At 68.1% G+C, this 18,232-nt stretch carries 12 protein-coding genes and 1 riboswitch; of the genes, 4 read left to right on the forward strand and 8 right to left on the reverse strand.

Features of this window, described 5'->3' with window-relative positions; all coding sequences use genetic code 11:
- Positions 1–2: 2 nt before the first annotated feature.
- Positions 3–3,920 carry a beta strand repeat-containing protein gene (locus IE075_RS00680; RefSeq protein WP_189452347.1) on the forward strand — a complete coding sequence of 1,306 codons (3,918 nt, stop codon included), beginning with the start codon at positions 3–5 and terminating at the stop codon, positions 3,918–3,920.
- A 96-nt stretch (positions 3,921–4,016) separates the two neighbouring features.
- Here the strand turns inward: IE075_RS00680 and gcvP are convergent, their stop codons facing one another.
- Entirely contained in the window at positions 4,017–6,920 is a 2,904-nt protein-coding gene (gcvP, locus tag IE075_RS00685; protein ID WP_189452349.1) for an aminomethyl-transferring glycine dehydrogenase, read from the reverse strand.
- 186 nt (positions 6,921–7,106) lie between these two features.
- Positions 7,107–7,223: riboswitch (glycine riboswitch) on the reverse strand.
- Positions 7,224–7,517: 294 nt separating this feature from the next.
- Here gcvP and IE075_RS00690 point away from each other — a divergent pair.
- Positions 7,518–8,774 (forward strand): multidrug effflux MFS transporter, encoded by a 1,257-nt coding sequence (locus tag IE075_RS00690; RefSeq protein ID WP_189452351.1) that lies wholly within the window; start codon positions 7,518–7,520, stop codon positions 8,772–8,774.
- Between the two features lie 40 nt (positions 8,775–8,814).
- Here IE075_RS00690 and IE075_RS00695 read toward each other — a convergent pair whose 3' ends face one another.
- The 7 genes from IE075_RS00695 to IE075_RS00725 form a co-directional block, all read right to left on the reverse strand.
- The gene (locus tag IE075_RS00695) at positions 8,815–10,101 is read right to left on the reverse strand and encodes a trypsin-like serine peptidase (RefSeq protein WP_229792245.1); all 1,287 of its coding nucleotides are present in this window, start codon (positions 10,099–10,101) and stop codon (positions 8,815–8,817) included.
- Positions 10,102–10,573: 472 nt separating this feature from the next.
- Positions 10,574–12,613, reverse strand: a complete 2,040-nt coding sequence (locus IE075_RS00700; protein ID WP_189452355.1) for a M2 family metallopeptidase — start codon at positions 12,611–12,613, stop codon at positions 10,574–10,576.
- A gap of 95 nt (positions 12,614–12,708) precedes the next feature.
- The gene (locus IE075_RS00705; RefSeq protein WP_189452357.1) at positions 12,709–13,206 is read right to left on the reverse strand and encodes a hypothetical protein; all 498 of its coding nucleotides are present in this window, start codon (positions 13,204–13,206) and stop codon (positions 12,709–12,711) included.
- Positions 13,207–13,295: 89 nt separating this feature from the next.
- Positions 13,296–13,547, reverse strand: coding sequence for a cell division topological specificity factor MinE (gene minE, locus IE075_RS00710; RefSeq protein WP_189452359.1), 252 nt, complete (start codon positions 13,545–13,547; stop codon positions 13,296–13,298).
- Positions 13,548–13,550: 3 nt separating this feature from the next.
- A complete protein-coding gene (minD, locus tag IE075_RS00715) occupies positions 13,551–14,360 on the reverse strand; it encodes a septum site-determining protein MinD (protein WP_189452360.1) in 810 nt (269 codons plus the stop codon).
- A gap of 53 nt (positions 14,361–14,413) precedes the next feature.
- A complete protein-coding gene (gene minC, locus IE075_RS00720; protein ID WP_189452362.1) occupies positions 14,414–15,199 on the reverse strand; it encodes a septum site-determining protein MinC in 786 nt (261 codons plus the stop codon).
- Positions 15,196–15,807 (reverse strand): GNAT family N-acetyltransferase, encoded by a 612-nt coding sequence (locus IE075_RS00725; protein ID WP_189452364.1) that lies wholly within the window; start codon positions 15,805–15,807, stop codon positions 15,196–15,198. Before IE075_RS00725 ends, minC begins: the two co-directional genes overlap by 4 nt.
- 137 nt (positions 15,808–15,944) lie before the next feature.
- Here IE075_RS00725 and IE075_RS00730 point away from each other — a divergent pair, with 137 nt between their 5' ends.
- Together IE075_RS00730 and IE075_RS00735 are read left to right on the forward strand one after the other, a co-directional pair.
- A complete protein-coding gene (locus IE075_RS00730; protein WP_189452366.1) occupies positions 15,945–17,138 on the forward strand; it encodes a sensor histidine kinase in 1,194 nt (397 codons plus the stop codon).
- Positions 17,135–17,803: a response regulator gene (locus IE075_RS00735; RefSeq protein WP_189452368.1), complete on the forward strand. Its 669-nt coding sequence runs from the start codon at positions 17,135–17,137 to the stop codon at positions 17,801–17,803. Before IE075_RS00730 ends, IE075_RS00735 begins: the two co-directional genes overlap by 4 nt.
- Positions 17,804–18,232: the final 429 nt, after the last annotated feature.

Raw genomic sequence — 18,232 nt, forward strand, 5'->3', positions numbered from 1 at the left:
ACATGACCCACAAGACTTCTTCCCGCGGCCTCGCGCTTCGTGCACTTTCGATTGGCATCGCCGCGGCGCTCGCAGCGCCGCAGGTGTCTGCGCAGAGCCTGCCGACCGGTTTCGTCGATGCGACGAATGTCACCGCCCCGACGTCCGACGGCACCACGATGACGGTGAACGTGACCGGTCCACGCGCGTACGCGGAGTGGGGCACGTTCGACGTGCCCGCCGCCACGTTCTTCAATGTGACCAGCGACGCCGGGGTCGGTAACAACTACATCCTGGTGAACCGCGTCGTGGGCGGCCCGGTTTCCGCGATCGACGGCACGGTGACTGCAGGCGGCAACTTCTGGCTGATCAACCCGGCCGGCATTGCGGTCAGCGGCAGCGGCGTGTTCAACGTCGGTGGGTTGCTGTTGTCGACCGCGACGACGCTCAACGGTCAGGATGAAACACTGAACGGCGCGGCGTTCCTTGCGGACGCCACCAACACGTTCACGTTTGGCGGCGCCAACGGCGCCATTACGGTCGCGAACGGCGCCAGCCTCAATGCGAGCAGCGGCCCCGGCGCGATTGCACTGATCGCCGATGCGATCAACTTCGGCGGCACCGCCAACGCCGGCACCACGGGCCAGACCGCGCTCGTCGGTGCTCGCGGTGTCTCGGTCACCTTCGATGCCAACCTCGATGCCTTCACCACCCTCACGATCACCCAGGGCAGCGGCAGTGCGACTGCGGTGACCGTCGGCGGCGCGAGCGCGTTCAGCGGCACGAAGACCGTGATCGCGGCGGCGGGCATGATGGACGGCGCCGGTAACGTGCTGCTCGACAACAGCGGCGGCGCGAACGCCGTTGCGTTCAACTCGGGCGACATCGTGCTGTTCGCGGGTGCCAACGCGGGCGGCAGCACGAACCGCAACGTGCTCGCCGCCGGCGGCCGCACCCAGCAGACCGGCACGGCCACTGCCGGCGCCGCGAGCGTGCGGATCAACGGCAACGTGGGCAGCACGACGCAGGACCTCGACATCCGCTCCGCCGGCGCCGTCGATTACTCCGCAAACGTGCTGCAGGGCCGCGACGTTGCGATCGGCTCGAGCAGTTCCGTCACGGTCGGCGCGGCCACGGCGCAGGACGACCTGGTCATCCGCTCGCAGGGCATCACCGTAAACGGCGTGCTGACTTCGGGCGCCAGCAACAACGCAGTGGATACCGACTTCTCCGGCGCCGCAGATTTTCTGCAGACCACGACGATGTCCGGCAACGACATGTCGCTCTATGCCGAAACCGGCGTGCTGACGGTCAACACCGCGGCGTCGGTGGGCGACGGGTACCGCATCCGCGCATCGGACTTCGCGGGCGCAGGCGTGTTCACGCCTAACTTCACCCAGGGCAGCGAGAACACGTTCGTCATCACCGACACGGCGGGCGGCTTCACGACCGGCAACCTCAGCAGCCCGGGCCGCCTGTGGATCGAAGCGCAGAACGGCAACCTCGACGTCACGGGATCGCTGACCTCGACGAACGGTGACGTCCAGCTGATCACGACCGGCGGCGGCGACATCAACATCGGTGGCAACGTGACCTCGGGCGCGCGCGCCGGTTCGGTCAACGAGTACGTCTCGCTGCGGTCCACCGGCGCGATCAACCAGACCGCCGGCATCATCAACACCACGCTCAGCACCAGCGGCAGCCTGTACGCGAGCGCGGCGAACGGCATCTCGCTATCGCAGGGCAACCAGTTCGCAACGGCCGCGTTTCGGAACACCGGCGCCGGCGGGATCCTCGTCCGCAATGCCGGCAGCTTCACGCTGACGACGCTCACACCCGACGCGTTCAATCCGACCATCGCGGGTGCGACGACGGGCAGCGGCAACGTCGACCTCCAGGCCGCGAACGGGATGACCGTGGCTGCAGTCCCCGTCAGCACCGGCACGGGCGACATCCGCCTCGCGGGCGCCAACGTGGTCGTGAACACCGGTCCCGTAACGACGGGCGCCGGCAACATCGTTGTTGACGGTGCCACCACGCTCGCAACCGGCGCCACGACGTTCACGGCAACCGGCGGCACCGCGACGTTCAACGGCACGATCGACGGTTCGGCCGCGGGTACCGGCGCACTCGTCGTCAACGCCAACGGCGCAGCTTTCAATGGCAACGTCGGCGCGACGAACGCACTGTCCGACCTGACGGTCAACGGTGCCACCACGCTCAATGCCAACGCCATCAACGCGACGAACACGATCGACCTGGACGACCTGACGGTCGGCGCGGGTGTGGCCGGCACGGCGTCCGTCGCGGCGGCAAACGGGACGCTCACCTTGGGCGCGGTGACTGCCAACCACAGCGGCACGTTCGCCGGCGCGGGCGCGACCGTCAATGTCGCTTCCTTTGCCGGTGCAAACGCAGGCCTCGCGCTGACCGGCGGTGCCGGCGGAATCGCGCTCGGCACGGCTAATGCGACCACGACTGCGCTCGACACGACCGCCGCGCTCAATGTCACCGGCCCGCTCACGACGAACCTGCTCACCGGCACCGCCGGCGCGGGTGCCACGCTCGCCGGTGCGAATCAGATCGTCGAGCTGGGCGCGTTCACGGCGTCGAGCCTGACGCTCAGCAACGCCCGTGCGCTTTCCATCTCGGGCGTTGTCAACGCCAACGCAGGCGATGCCTCGATCGCCGTCACCGGCGGCAACCTCGACATCGCCGCGGGCGGCCAGGTCCGCGGTGCAGGCGTCGATCTGTCGACGGATGCGAACTTCATCAACGCATCGGGTTCGGACGCGGTCGTCGCCTCGAACCGCTGGGTGATCTACTCGCAGGCCCCGGCCGGCAACGTGTTCGACAACCTCAACAGCAACAACACCGCGATCTGGAATGCCACCCGCGCGACGCTCGCCCCGAGCGCCGTCAACGCAAACCGCTATGTGTTCGCGTTCCAGCCGCGGCTCACGCTGACGACCGACAGCGTCACCAAGGTCTACGGCACCGACCTCACCGCGAACCCGGGCGTCGGCTTCACGATCACCGGCTACCAGCCCGGCGTCGCCGGTGCGTTCCTCGGCGACTCGCAGGCCACCGTGTTCAACGGCACCCCGCGGGTCACGTCGGACGGCTTCGCACCGCGCGCGTCGGTCAACGGCGGCCCGTACGGCATCACGGTCGACCCGAACTCGCTGGCGACCAACAGCGGCTACGGCGTCGACGTCGCGGGCGCCGGCACCGTTACGGTGACGCCGCTCGGCATCACGGCAACGCCGGACGCGGACGACAAGACCTATGACGGCACCACGGCGACGACGGGCCGCTTCACGCTCAACGGCGTGCTGGCCGGTGACGACGTCGGCGCGACCGCGACCTTCACGTTCGTCGATCCCAACACCGGCGTGCAGAAGCAGGTCAACGTCAACGGTCTGTCGCTGACCGGCGCCGCGGCCGGCAACTACACGGTCACGCTGAGCGGCCAGGCACTCGCGGACATCTTTGCGCGTGCGATCACCGTGACGGCGGATCCGAAGACCAAGCAGGTCGGCAACCCCGACCCGGCGCTCACGTACACGCTCACGAACGGCTCGCTCGTTGCGGGTGATTCGCTGACCGGCTCGCTGACCCGTGCACCGGGTGAGACCGCGGGCCAGTACGCGATCCAGCAGGGCACGCTCAACGCGTCGACGAACTACGTGCTCACGTTCGTCGGCTCGACGCTGACGATCACGCCGGAAGCCGTGATGCCGGAGCCGCCGCTGCCGCCGTCGGGTGCGATCGCCACGTCGTCGTTCGCAAGCGAGACGATCGACCTGCTCGATCGCATCGACGACCGCACGCCGGCTTCGTTGTCGCAGGCCGGAGCGCTGCAGGTGGTCGACGAGCGCGAAGACTGCGAAGGCGCGAACGCCGAGCGCGCCGGTTGCCCGAGCGCACAGCCGAACTGAGGGGAGTGAGGCAGCGGCAAGGACGCCGCAACAAAAAGGCCCCGCATCGCGGGGCCTTTTCTTTTGCGTGGACGCGCCGTCGAGACGGCGGCCGCCTTACATCACGTTCGGTTCGCTGAACGCCTCGATCTCTTCGAACTCGCTGATCGGCACGCAGCTGCAGAACACGTTCTTGTCGCCGTAGACGTTGTCCACGCGTGCGACCGGTGGCCAGTACTTCTGCTGGCGCAGCGTCGGCAGCGGGAACACCGCGAGCTCGCGCGAATAGCCGTGCGTCCACTCCGCCGCCATCGCCGCATTCGCCGTGTGCGGCGCGTGCTTGAGCGGATTGTCCTCGCGGTCCATCCGGCCTTCCTCGACCGCGCGGATCTCGTCGCGGATCTGGATCATCGCGTCGATGAAGCGGTCGAGCTCGTGCAGCGACTCGCTTTCCGTCGGCTCGACCATCAGCGTTCCCGCGACCGGGAAGCTCAGCGTGGGCGCGTGGAAGCCGAAGTCGATCAGGCGCTTCGCCACGTCCTCGGCGCTGATGCCGGTCGCGTCCTTGATCGGGCGCAGGTCGAGGATGCACTCGTGCGCGACCAGGTCGTTGCGGCCGGTGTACAGCGTCGGGTAGTGCGCTTCGAGACGCTTGGCGACGTAGTTCGCGTTGAGCAGTGCGACCTGCGTCGCACGGCGCAGGCCTTCGGCGCCCATCATCGTCACGTACATCCAGCTGATCGGCAGGATCGACGCCGAGCCGAACGTCGCCGCCGACACCATGCCCACCGGCGCATCGCTGCCGAACGCGCGCGGCAGGAACGGCGCGAGGTGCTCCTTGACCGCGCACGGGCCCACGCCCGGGCCGCCACCGCCGTGCGGGATGCAGAACGTCTTATGCAGGTTGAGGTGCGACACGTCCGAACCCCACTTGCCGGGCTTGGCGACACCGACGAGCGCGTTCATGTTTGCGCCGTCGGTGTACACCTGGCCGCCGTGCGTGTGGACGATCTCGCAGATCTCGACGATGTCCTCCTCGAACACGCCGTGCGTGGACGGGTAGGTGATCATCAACGCGGCGAGCCGGTCGGAATACTTCTCCGCCTTTGCGCGCATGTCCTCGACGTCGACGTTGCCGTTCGCGTCGCACTTGGTCACCACGACCTGCATGCCGCACATCTGCGCCGAGGCCGGATTCGTGCCGTGCGCGGATTCGGGGATCAGGCACACATCGCGGTGCGCTTCGCCGCGCGAGGCGTGGTAGGCCTGGATCGCGAGCAGGCCCGCGAACTCGCCCTGCGCGCCGGAGTTCGGCTGCAGGCTCACCGCGTCGTAGCCGGTGCACTCGACCAGCATCGCCTCGAGCTCCGCGATCAGCTGGTGGTAGCCGCCGGTCTGTTCGGCCGGGGCGAGCGGGTGGATGTTCGCGAACTCCGGCCACGTGACCGGGATCATCTCGGCGGTCGCGTTGAGCTTCATGGTGCAGCTGCCGAGGGGAATCATCGTGCGGTCAAGCGCGAGGTCCTTGTCCGACAGCGAGCGCATGTAGCGCAGCAGCTCGTGCTCGCTGTGGTGCGTGTTGAACACCGGATGCTGCAGGAACCCGCTCGTGCGCAGCAGACCCGGGGGCAGCGAATCGGCCACGCTCGAATCGAGTGCGTCGATGTCGGTGATCTGCGCGCCGAACAGCGCGGCGAGGTCGACCACGTCCTGACGCGTCGTGGTCTCGTCGAGGCTGATGCCAAGGCTGCGACCGTCGATCTCGCGCAGGTTGATGCCGGCCTCGCGCGCCTTCGCGTGGATCGCGGCCGTGTCGACATCGACGACGTGCAAGGTGTCGAAGAAGTCCGGACCCACAGTCAGACCCGCCTGACGCAGTGACGCTGCGAGAATCGCGGCGAGGCGGTGCGTGCGGCGCGCAATGCGGGTGAGGCCTTCGGCGCCGTGGTAGACCGCGTACATGCTCGCCATCACGGCAAGCAGCACCTGCGCAGTGCAGATGTTCGACGTTGCCTTCTCACGGCGAATGTGCTGCTCGCGCGTCTGCAGCGTGAGGCGGTAAGCCGGCTTGCCCTCGGCGTCGATCGACACGCCGATCAGGCGGCCCGGCATCGAGCGCTTGTACGCGTCGCGGCACGCAAGGAACGCCGCGTGCGGGCCGCCGAAACCGAACGGCACGCCGAAGCGCTGGGTGTTACCGACGACGATGTCTGCGCCCCATTCGCCGGGCGCGGCGATCAGCGTCAGCGCGAGCAGGTCGGTCGCGACAGCGACGAGGCCGCCGCGTGCATGCACCGCATCGGCGAGCGCCGCGTAATCGTGGACCTGGCCGAACGTGTTCGGGTACTGCAGCAGCACGCCGAAACAATCGGCGTTCGCCGCGTCGGCGTCATCGCCCACCTGCAGTTCGATCTCGACGCCGACCGCGCGCGTGCGCAGCACCTCAAGCGTCTGCGGGTGCACGCCGCGCGAGACGAAAAACACGTTCGACTTCGACTTGCTCATGCGCTTGGCGAGCGTCATCGCCTCGGCCGCCGCGGTGCCCTCGTCCAGCAGCGAGGCATTGGAGATCTCCATGCCGGTGAGGTCGGCGCACATGGTCTGGAAGTTGATGAGCGCTTCCATGCGGCCCTGCGAGATCTCGGCCTGGTACGGCGTGTACGCCGTGTACCACGCAGGGTTCTCGAGGATGTTGCGCAGGATGACCTTCGGCGTATGCGTGCCGTAGTAGCCCTGGCCGATGTAGCTGCGGAACACCCGGTTGCGCCCGGCGAGCGCGCGGATCTTCGCGAGTGCCTCTTCTTCAGTCACCGGCTCCGGCAGTGCGAGCGGAGTGGGGGACTTGATCGATGCCGGCACGATCGCGTCCGTCAGCGCATCGAGCGACGGTTGACCGACGACCGACAGCATGTGTGCGATCTCGGCGTCGTTCGGGCCGATGTGGCGCTCGATGAACGCGCCGTGGTGTTCAAGCGCGCGCAGCGACGTGCCGGCGGGGATCGGGGTCGAACTCTGGTTCATGGCAGAGGCATCCAAAGGCTGCGTGCGTCGGCACGCAAAGGGGCGGTCCAGCCCGTCAGCCTTGCGGCTGCCGGGCGCTCGCCGGCTTGCGGCATGCGCCACAAGAGTTCCCGGCTCGATCCAGCCGACCGGCCTCGCGGCCGACCGGCGCTCGCAGGCTCGTGGCTTGCGCCACTCGAAACCCCTGCTCGCCCCTCTGTCCTTTTGCCTGAGAGTTTGAAGACACGTGCGCGCCGATGAGGCGGCGAACGCGCTTTTGCCCCTTCGGCGCCGGATTCAACCGGTCTCTCCAGAGTCATGCACGCGGCGGTCGTGGGGCCTGAGCGATTACGGGCGGTTGCGCCGTCGGCAGCGGGCGGTGCCCGCTTCTCCCACCGTGTGCCCGGTGATTATAGACGCGCCGCTGGGCCCGCCGCCGGGGGCGGCGCGGTCGAGTTCACACGTGGCTTGGCCCGGCGCTTCGGCACGCGGACACGCCGACGGGCAAGCCCGGCCGCGCCTTCCGCGGGGCGTCGCGACGGAACGCAGCAGTGCAGGGCGAAGACGTCCGCCCGTGGGGCGACCCGCTACTCTGGCCCGCCGCATCGCCGCCGTTCGATGTCCGAGACCGCTCCACCGCCCGCAATCTCGATCCGCCGCCTGGCACTGCTGCTCGGCGGCCTCGCGATGTTCGGGCCGTTTTCGATCGACACGATCTTTCCGGCGTTCCCGCAGATCGGTGCACAGCTCGGCGCCGACAAGGTCGCGATGCAGCAGACGATCAGCGTCTACCTCATCGCCTACGCGCTCACGAGCGTCGTGCATGGGCCGCTGTCGGACGCGATTGGCCGGAGGCGGGTGATCCTCGGCGGGCTGATGATCTTTACGCTGGCCTCCGTGGGTTGCGCGCTTTCGCAAGACCTGCCGACGCTGCTCGCGTTCCGCGCGCTGCAGGGCCTGTCGTCGGGCGTCGGGCTCATCGTCGGCCGCGCGGTGATTCGCGACTTGTTGCAGGGCGACGACGCGCAACGGCTCATGAGCCAGGTGTCGATGATCTTCGGCATCGCGCCTGCGATCGCCCCGATCATCGGCGGCTGGATCCTGGGATGGAGCCGCTGGCCGGCGATCTTCTGGTTCCTCGTCGCGTTCGGCGTCGTGCTCGTTGTCGCAACCTTTCGCTGGTTGCCGGAGACCCACCCCCGCGAGCAGCGGCGCTCGCTGCACCCTGCGGGCCTCGTGCGCGATTACGCGGCGATCTTCCGCAACGCGCGCTTCCAGCGCCTGGCGGCCGCAAGTGCGTTCAATTTCAGCGCGTTGTTCCTGTACATCGCGTCGGCGCCTGCGTTCGTGCTCGACCTGCTCGGGCTCAACGAGCGCCAATTCGCGTGGTTCTTCGTTCCGACGATCGGCGGCATGGTCCTCGGCGCGTTCGTCTCCGGTCGCGCCGCGGGGCGCATCACCGGAGAGCGGCTGGTCGGGATTGGCTTTGCGTGCTGCGCGGTCGCTAACGTGGTCAACGTCGGCTACTCGTTCGCGGTCGATGCACCGCAGTTGCCCTGGGCGGTGCTGCCGATGAGCCTCAACGCGTTCGGCATCGCGCTCGTGTTTCCGATCATCACGCTTTCGATCCTGGACATGTACCCGCGCCAGCGCGGCGCGGCCTCGTCGCTGCAGGCATTCACGAGCCTGGTGCTCAACGCCGCTGTGGCCGGAGTGCTTTCCCCTTGGCTCAGCGGCAGTGCACGCACGCTCGCGCTTGGCGCCATCGCATTCGTCGCGCTGGGATGGGTTTTCTGGCGCTGGGAGTCGAACGTGCGCAAGCGTGCGCTCGATGCAGAGCGCACGGCGACGCGGATGCCGAGCGATATCGTCTAGTCGCCAGCGCGTCCACGACCGCCGACCTCAGGGGCGGGCGTCAGGGCGTCGGCGAGCGCATCCCGTCGAAGCGGGAACCCGTGCGGCGTGATGGGCGCGGGCTGTCGAGCGGCGGGACCGCGCGGTCGCCCGCGGGCAGCGTCGCTGGCGAGACTGAGGATCCCTGAGATGCCACGCTCGTCGCGTTGTCGGGCGGCATCAGCGGCGCTGATCCGTTGAGTGCAACCGGTTCCGAGGCCAGGTAGTCACGAATTCGTGGGAAGACGAGATCGAACCGCGAGTACACGTCGCGGTTCGCAAGGTTGTCGAGCGACCCGGAGTTCGGGCACGCGGCCGATCCGCCGTAGAGCCCGCCCCGCAACTCGTAGCCACGGCGACCCGCGGTGAACAGCGCCGAGCCACTGCTGCCGCCCTCGGTGGTACCGCTGAGCCAACCAACCCGGTGCAGATGGGTCTCGGTGAGCACGTGCTGGCCCGTCGATACCTTCTTCGCGTCGCCACGCGGATGGTGGATCGCGGTCACGGGGCTGGAAGGGGCCAGGGGCGCCGCTGTCCAGCCTGCGAAGAATGTGCCCGCTGGCGCCGGGCTGTTCAGGCGCAGCAGCATCGCGTCAGTATCGGCGTCCGAGTACAGATACGTTGCACCGCCGGCAATTTGCGTGCGTGGCGTCGACACCCCGCTCCGGCATGCTGTGGCCTCGTAGCTCCAGAACGTGTTCAGCGTGTTCGCAACGCCCTGCATCAGAGTCGGCGAGGGCGCCCCGTCGCTCGCCGAAAAGCAATGGTTGGCACTATAGAAATACGGCACCTGGGTGGCGCCTGCCGTGTCCGCGAGCAGCGTGCCCGTGCAGATGTACGTCGCACCGTTCTGGACGAACTGCATATGCGCGACTGCATTCTTCGCATCCACGAAATGCGGGCCGAGTTCGGTCACACGGCAGCTGGTGTCGACATTGCAGCTGCCGGACTCGCCGATCTTCTCGATAATCTTGAAATCGTTGCGGCTGTTGGCGATCAGGTGAGAAAGGCTGGGCGCCTGCAGGCGAGCCGCGCTTGCCGGGACTCCGGCGGGGCGGAACACCTCGATCAGCTGGGCTTCGCCGTCGGTACTGGGTGACCAGAACAGGCCGTCAGCGGCGCGCAGTTGCTTGGCTTCATCGCCGCGTATCACGGCAACGATGTGAGACGGCGCGTCCGAGCCGGCAAAACGCAGTTCGACGCGATTGTCGAGCGCCTCGACGCGCAGACCCACGCGAAGCGCGAGCGCATCACGCGAGGAGACCTCCACCCGGGCCACGGCGCCGCCGCTCCGCACGGGGAGCCACACCAGGGTCGGCAAACGCGACTGCGGGCTCGCGCGAGATGCTTCGCGTGCGATCCCGACCTGCGGAACTTTCGCCCTGCGGCTGTTGTTGCGCTTTTGCAGGTGCAGCAACTCCTGCACTGGCACCTCGGGGTAAGGCAGGCGTGTGAGCCGCGAAGCGGGAAACTGCGCGATCCGCCAGCGCTGCGACGACGTTGGCGGCGTCCGGCTGTACTCCCCGACGGCGTGTTCGCCAGCGACGGCCCCGGATGGCAGCAAAACGCCGCTCGCAAGCAGGGCCAGTGTGGCCGTAACGCACGATATGAACAGACGCATGGCCGGGCCCCCTCCCAAGGGCTGGACGTTTCAGCGGTTCCCCTTCCGCGTGGCCGCGATTATGGGCGCTCCGGCGATGTTTGTCGGTACGGTCCTGGGCGCGGCGCCCAGACATGAAAAAGGCCGGCTTTCGCCGGCCTCGTTCGTTAAGCCTCTCGCCTCAGCCGGCCGCCGGTTTGGAGCGGGCTGGTGGGGCCGCCGCCGGCGCTGGCGCCGGCGCCGGCACGCTCGACGCCGCCGGCGTCGCGCTTGCCTGCCAGCCGCAGGTGCGGCCCTCGTTCTGCTCCGTGAGCCACGTTTGCAGCGGCGCGAAGTACTCGAGTACGGCCGACGCGTCCATCTTCTCGCCGCCCGTCAGCTCCTTGAGCGTCTGCTGCCACGGTTGGCTTGCGCCCTTGCTCAGCATCGCCTGGAACTTCTGGCCGGCTTCCTTGTTGCCGTAGAAGCTGCATTCGTAGAGTGGGCCCTTGAAGCCCGACGCGTCGCACAGCGCCTTGTAGAACTGGAACTGCAGCACGTGCGAGAGGAAGTAGCGCGTGTACGGGGTGTTGCCCGGCACGTGGTACTTCGCGCCCGCGTCGAAGAACTGCTCGCCGCGCGCATCGACCGGCGCGACGCCCTGGTACTTCGCCTTCAGGTCCCACCATGCCTTGTTGTAGTTCGCCGGCGTGATCGAGCCGTCGAACACACCCCAGCGCCAGCGGTCGATCATCAGACCGAACGGCATGAACGAGACCTTGGCGAGCGCCATGCGCATCTGCGCGTTGATGAGCGCCTCGTTGCTCTGCTGCTGCTCGCCGACGAGCCCGATCGACTGCAGGTACTGCGGCGTCATCGCGAGTACGATCGTGTCGCCGATCGCTTCGTGGAAGCCGTCGTGCGCGCCCTGCTGGAAGATCGGCGGCTTGTCGTTGTACGCCAGGTAGTAATAGACGTGGCCGAGCTCGTGGTAGATCGTCGTGAAATCTTCCTCGTTCGGCTTGATGCACATCTTCGTGCGCACGTCGCCTTCCATGTTCATGTCCCACGCGCTCGCGTGGCAGACCACGTCGCGGTCGCGCGGCTTGATGAACTGGGTCTTCGTCCAGTAGCTCTCGGGCAGCTTCGGCATGCCGAGCGAGACGTAGAAGTCCTGTGCGCGCTCGGTCATCTGCTTTGCGTTCGCGAGCTTCGCGGCCTGCTCGGCTTCGACGAGCACCGCCGGCGTGGCCACCGCGGCGCCGGCCTGCGCGATCTGCTTCGCGTAGGCCTGCTGATACTGCGCGTCCAGCGCGGTGGTGATGTCCAGGCTGCCCGCGTTCGGGTAGGGCGCGAGGATGTCCCAGATGTTGCCCCAGTCCTGCTGCCATATGTTGCCGAGCAGGTGCGCCGGCAGCATGCCGCCGGCCGCGGCGCCCTTGTCGGCGCCGTACTCGGCCTGCAGGCGCGTGCGGGTGTAGCAGTGCAGCTGCTCGTACAGCGGCTTGACCTGACCCCACAGGCGGTCGGTCTCGGCCGCGATTTCCGCCGGGCTCATGTCGTAGCCCGAACGCCACATTTCGCCGGCGTCGGCAAAGCCGAGGTTCTGCGCACCGTCGTTCACGAGCTCGACGAAGCGCGTGTAATCCTGACGCATCGGCGGCGAAATGGTGTGCCAGCCGCGCCAGGCGCCGAGCTGCTCGTTGTAGTCGCGGCTGCTGCGCAGCACGTCTTCGAGGTCGCCGAGCTGCTTGCAGGTGCGCGCCGCGCCTTCACCGGTGCAGACCTCACCCGCGCCGTACATGCCTTCCATGCGCGTCGCGATCTCGGTGAGTTCAGTGAGCTTGGCCGGGTCCTTCGGCGGCGGCATCGCGGTGGAGAGCTTGAGCAGGCGGATCGCGCGCGCGGTCTCGGGCGACATCTGCTGGCCTTCGTAGCGCTTGGCCTGCTCGATCCAGCGGTTGAGCTGGCCGAGGTAGCGCTCGTTTGCCTTCGCCGCCAGGCGCTGGCTGTCCTCGCTAATGTACGTCGACGACAGCCACTGGGCCGACGTGAGTTCCGGGTACATCGCCTTGTATTCGCGGTTGACGCGCGCGATGAACTCATCGGCGGTCTCGCCGTCCGGCGCCGTTGCGACCGGTGCGCCGGGCCGCGAGTCGTCCGGGCTGGGTTGCCGCGTGCATGCGGTCAGGCCGAGCAGGGCAGTGATGCTGAGCGCGAGCAGCGCGCGGGTGGGGGTCATGGCGGATCTCCAGGAGGCGTCCGGGCGCGATCGCGCCCGCGCCCGAAGGCTAGAGTCCGAAGCACGACCGCGCAAGGCGCGGCGGGCGTGAGGCGTCAGGCTGCGGCAGCGGGGAAGGCCGGCAGGGTCGGCATGCGCGACGTGGCGTCGGCGAGGCCGTGGCGTTCGAGCCAAGCCCACGACGTTTCGGCGTCGCGCTCGAAATACGCCCGGGCCGACCCGAGGCGGAAGCTGTAGCCCCACGCGTCCATGTCCGCAAGTGCGCGGTCGCGGCCGACGCCGGGCAGCTCACCTGCGAGCAGGATCTGCAGGACGCAGACGGCATCCTCTTCCTCCACCGAGTCGGTCGCATCGGTGTGCACCGCGGCACGCCGCTCGGGCGGCAACACGATGAGGTGGCAGGCCTCGTGCAGCATCGAGTGCACAGGCGTGTCGCACCGCACGTACACGCTCGAGGCGATGATTCCGGCCTCGCTGTCGCCCCAGTAACTGCCGGGGATCGTCGCCCCGTCCGGGACGAGGTGCAGACTCAGGCCATAGCGCGCAAGCAAAGCGGCGGCATCGTGGAATGCGATGTCGGCGAGGGTCTGCATGGTTAACGGATCGCGGTGGGCAGCAACAACGAGCGGCGCGGCGCGATCGCGGGATTTCCCGCTTCGCTCCTGCCGTTCGCTGCGCGCGCTCAGGTGCGCTCGGGGAGCGCCACGGAGATGTCGAGCACCTTGTTGTCACCGTCGCCGATGAGGTCGACCTTGACCGACTCGGCGTCGACGTTGACGTACTTGCGGATCACCTCGAGCAGCTCGCGCTGGAGCATCGGAAGGTACTCCGGTCCCCCGCGGCCTGCCCGCTCGTGCGCGACGATGATGCGCAGACGGTCCTTCGCGAGGTTCGCCGTCTGCTTCTTCGCCGTCAGGAAATCGAACATCCCCATCGATCAACCTCCGAAGAGCTTGCTGAAGAAGCCCTTCTTTTCCGCCGTGGTAAAGCGCATCGGCCGCGTGTCGCCGAGCAGGCGGGCGACGGCATCGTCGTAAGCCTGCGCGGCATCGGACTGCGATTCGAGGATCACCGGCTCACCCTTGTTCGACGCATTGAGCACGTCCGGGGACTCGGGAATCACGCCGATCGTCTTGAGGCCCAGGATCTCCTCGACGTCGCCGATGCTGAGCATCTCGCCGGTTTCGACGCGCTTCGGGCTGTAGCGGGTGAGCAGCAGGAATTCCTTGATGCGCTCGCCGTTCTCGGCGCGGCGCGTCTTGCTCGCGAGCAGGCCGAGGATGCGGTCCGAGTCGCGTACCGAGGAGACCTCCGGGTTCACGACAACGACGGCCTGGTCGGCGAAGTACATCGCGAGGAACGCGCCCTTCTCGATGCCGGCCGGCGAGTCACAGACGATGTAATCGAAGCCGTCGTGCGCAAGATCGTCGAGCACCTTCTGCACGCCTTCCTTCGTCAGCGCGTCCTTGTCACGCGTCTGGGACGCGGCGAGCACGTAGAGATTGTCGAAGCGCTTGTCCTTGATCAGGGACTGCTTGAGCGTGGCTTCGCCGTTGACGACGTTGACGAAGTCGTACACGACGCGCCGCTCGCAGCCCATGATCAGGTCCAGGTTGCGCAGGCCGACGTCGAAGTCGATGACCGCCACCTTGTGGCCGCGGCGGGCGAGTCCGCAGGCGAGGCTGGCGCTGGTGGTCGTCTTGCCGACGCCGCCCTTGCCGGACGTGACAACGATAATCTCGGCCAAAGTGGAATTCTCCTGAAGTTTGCTACTGGGGGATGGATCGCGCGACCGGGACTTCAGTCCAGCGCCGCGATCCGCAACTGGTCGTCGTCGAGCCAGACCTGGACGGGCTTGCCGATCAGGTCACGGGGGATGTCTTCGAGCACCTTGTAGTGGCCCGCGACGGCGACGAGTTCGGCATGGAACTCGCGGCAGAAGATACGCGCCTGCGCGTTGCCCTGCGCGCCGGCGAGCGCGCGGCCGCGCAGCGCACCGTAAATGTGGACCGATCCGTCGGCGATGACCTCGGCGCCGGCGCCGACGGTCGTGAGCACCGTGAGGTCGCGGTGGTCGGCGTAAATCTGCTGGCCCGACCGCACCGGAGCCACCTGAATCAGGCCGGGCTGCGACTGCGGCGCGGCCGGTGCGGGCGTCGGTGCAGCCGGGCGGGCCGGTTCGAGCTCGCGGCGAGCCGGAGTGGGCGCCGGTGCGGGGGCCGCCTGCGGCGCGCCGTCGACACGTTCGTACTGCGCCCGGAACTTCGCGAGCAACGGCAGGCCGAGCTGGATCGAGAGCTGCTCGATCTCGCTCGTGCCGTAGGCGAGGGCGACGGGCAGCACGCCGGCGGCGCGCAGGCCGTCGATGAGGCTGCGGGCGGTTGCGGCGTCAGGCGTGTGCGCCAAGCCTCCGAAGTCGATCACGACCGCGGCGCGGTCGAACAGGTTCGGCGCACGCTGCACCCGGCTGCGCATCTCCTCGACGAGGCGGGCCACGTCGAGCGTTCGAATGCGCAGGTTCGCGATGCCGACCTGGCCGATCTTGAGCTCGCCCGCCGGCTCGAAATCCATCCCGACGACATTCATGGTGCGGTTCCCGTCTGTTTCTCGAGGTAGGACGCCGATCCAGCCACGGTCCGCGGACGCCGCACCCACGGCAGTCGCGGCAACGCATCCCCGTAGGTCTCGTTGATCCACGCGTAGCTTTCCAGGTCCTTCATGAGCATCGCCGCTCGCGTGCCGGTCTCGGGCATCACGTTCTGCCCGACCTCGTGGAAACCGAACGTGCCGTGGAACAGCAGGACGGGATCGTTTGCACCATCCAGGAACACCTCGCACGCCATCTGCGAGTAGCGCAGCTCGGCGTAGCTCTGGGCATCGGCGTAGAACGCCCGGCCGACACCGCCACCCCGGCGGCGGCTCGCGACCACGATGCGGTCGATGTAGAAGAAGTTCGAGTACCGCTCGCGGAACCAGCTGAAGTTGCTGCTGTCGTGCTGCGAGGCATGGCCCACGCCGATCAGGAAGCCGGTCAGGTTGCCGTCGCGCTCGGCGACGCGGAAGTACTCGGCAGACTCGTAGAACGCGCGCAGGCGCGTCAGGTCGAGCGGCAGGATGGCGGGTCCGGCGGCGTTGTTGAGGGCGAGTACGGAATCCAGCTCGTGCTCACGCACATCGCGGACGACTATCGACATCCCATGCTCCCTGCTGCGCGCCCGGGACGGCCGCGGCCGGCGTCGATTATCGCACGCGACCCCCGTTGGAGCGACCGCGACCGCAAGCATGACTTTCGGACGGCTCCGCTTGCGCGCCGCGCCGGTAGGATGCGGCGATGCTGGCACGCCTGAACCATATCCAACTGCTGCGCTACTCGGGCCTGTTCACGTGGGCCGTCGTCGGCGTGCCGCTGCTGTACCTGTGGATGCTGCCGCTGGCCGGGGTCGACGAGGCGGCCGCTGGGCTCCGGCCGCGTCCGTGGCAGGGGTGGGCGGCGTATGCCGCGTTCGGCATCAGTTACGCCTGGTTGACGCGCGGCCTCGATGTCAGGCGCCGCACGGTTGGCGATTACGCGCTGCTGCTCGTGCTGACCGTCGCGGCGATCTCGGTGAGCTACTACGCCGAGAACGGCCTCGGGAGTGTGCTGCTCATGCTGGCGGCCTGCCTGCTCCCGTGGCTGCTCCCGTTGCCGCTCGGGATCGCCTGGCTGGCGGGGAGCCAGTTCGCGATGGTGCCGGTGTTCGTGCGCGGGTTCGACTTCACGCTGCCCGAGGCGATGATGCAGTCCGTGCTCTACGCGGGCTTCTCGCTGTTCGTGTTCCTGACCAGCCTCGTCGCCCGTCAGCAGGCACAGGCGCGTGACGAGCAGCGGCGGCTCAACGCCGAGTTGCGCGCAACGCGTGCATTGCTTGGCGAAAGCGTGCGCGTCAACGAGCGCACGCGGATCTCGCGCGAGTTGCACGACTTGCTGGGCCACCATCTGACGGCGCTGAGTCTGAATCTTGAAGTCGCCGGCCACCTTGCGGAAGGGCGCGTCAAGGATCACGTCCAGCAGGCGCACACGCTCGCGCGGCTGCTGCTCACCGACGTGCGCGAGGCGGTGAGCCACCTGCGCGAGGGCGGCGCGATCGACCTGGCCGCTGCGCTGCGCCCGCTGGCCGAGAACGTGCCCTCGCTCGACATCCGTATGGAGATCGAAGCGCCACTCACGCTGGACGACCCGGAGCGCGCGCACGTGCTGCTGCGGTGCACGCAAGAAATCATCACCAACACGGTGCGCCATTCCGGGGCGCACCACCTCTGGATCCACGCCGAACGGGTGCGCGATTGCATCGTGGTCAGCGCGCGCGACGACGGCCGTGGCGCCGACCAGCTCGTCGCGGGCAACGGCTTGCGCGGTATGCGCGAGCGACTCGCCCAGCATGGCGGCGCGCTCCAGATCGACACACGGCCCGACGCGGGGTTCAGCCTGACGCTGACCTTGCCCGTTTCGGCCGCCACCGCCGCCTGCGAAGGAGTGACCGCATGACCGACCATCCTGCTTCGAGGGCGCCGATCCGGGTGCTGCTCGTCGACGACCAGACCCTCGTTCGACAGGGCGTGCGTTCGCTGCTTTCGCTCGCCGAAGGCATCGAGGTGATCGCCGAAGCCGGGGACGGCCGCCAGGCCGTCGAGATGATTCCGCAGGTCCGCCCCGACGTCGTGCTGATGGACATGCGCATGCCCGTGATGTCGGGCCTGGAGGCGCTGCAGGCGCTCGCGCGCCTCGGCACGTTGCCGCCTACGATCATCCTCACCACGTTCGACGACGACCAGCTCGTGCTCGCCGGGCTCAAGGCCGGTGCGAAGGGTTACCTGCTCAAGGACGTCTCGCTCGACCAGCTCGTCGGCGCGATCCAGACCGTCGCGGCCGGCGGCTCGCTCGTGCAGCCGGCGATGACGCAGCGGCTTCTGTCCGGCCTGGAGCACATGCGCAACGACTTCGTGAGCCTCGATCGCCCGGATCCGTTGACCGAGCGCGAGACGGAGATCCTTCGCCTGATGGCCGGCGGATTCTCGAACAAGGAAATCGCGAACTCGCTCGGCGTCGCGGAAGGCACGATCAAGAACCACGTCTCGAATATCCTCAGCAAGCTTGGTGTGCGCGATCGCACGCGCGCGGTGCTCAAGGCCTTCGAGCTGCAGCTCGTCTGATCGCGTCGACCGTCGACCGTCGACCGTCGATGGCGATGGCGATGGCGATGGCGATGGCGATGGCGCGGCGAGTCGGGCTTGCGCGTGGCCCAATTCCGCCGCGCGCGACGTGTGTTGGAGGAGCGCGCGTCGGGCTTAGGCGTCACGCTCGATCATCGTTCGGCAGGTGCAGGCACACGCGATCTTCGCTGTCGTTCCGATCGCGACGCCGCGCACACGCCCAAGCGTGATATCTCGCTCGAGGCTTGTCGCTTCAATCGAGATCCAATCGACAGGCAGTCCTGCGGCGCGGCAGGGCATGCCCGTCGATGCGGGTCGGAGTCGGGTCGGGATACGCTCCCGGACTGACTTCGCACAATCCGCGGCTGCGCGCTGCAGCTCAACCTTGTTAGGATTGCCGGTCTGCGCCTCCGGCCCCAAGAGCCGGCC

Origin of the sequence: Cognatilysobacter bugurensis, assembly GCF_014652095.1 — a bacterium.
GTDB classification, from domain to species: Bacteria; Pseudomonadota; Gammaproteobacteria; order Xanthomonadales; family Xanthomonadaceae; genus Cognatilysobacter; species Cognatilysobacter bugurensis.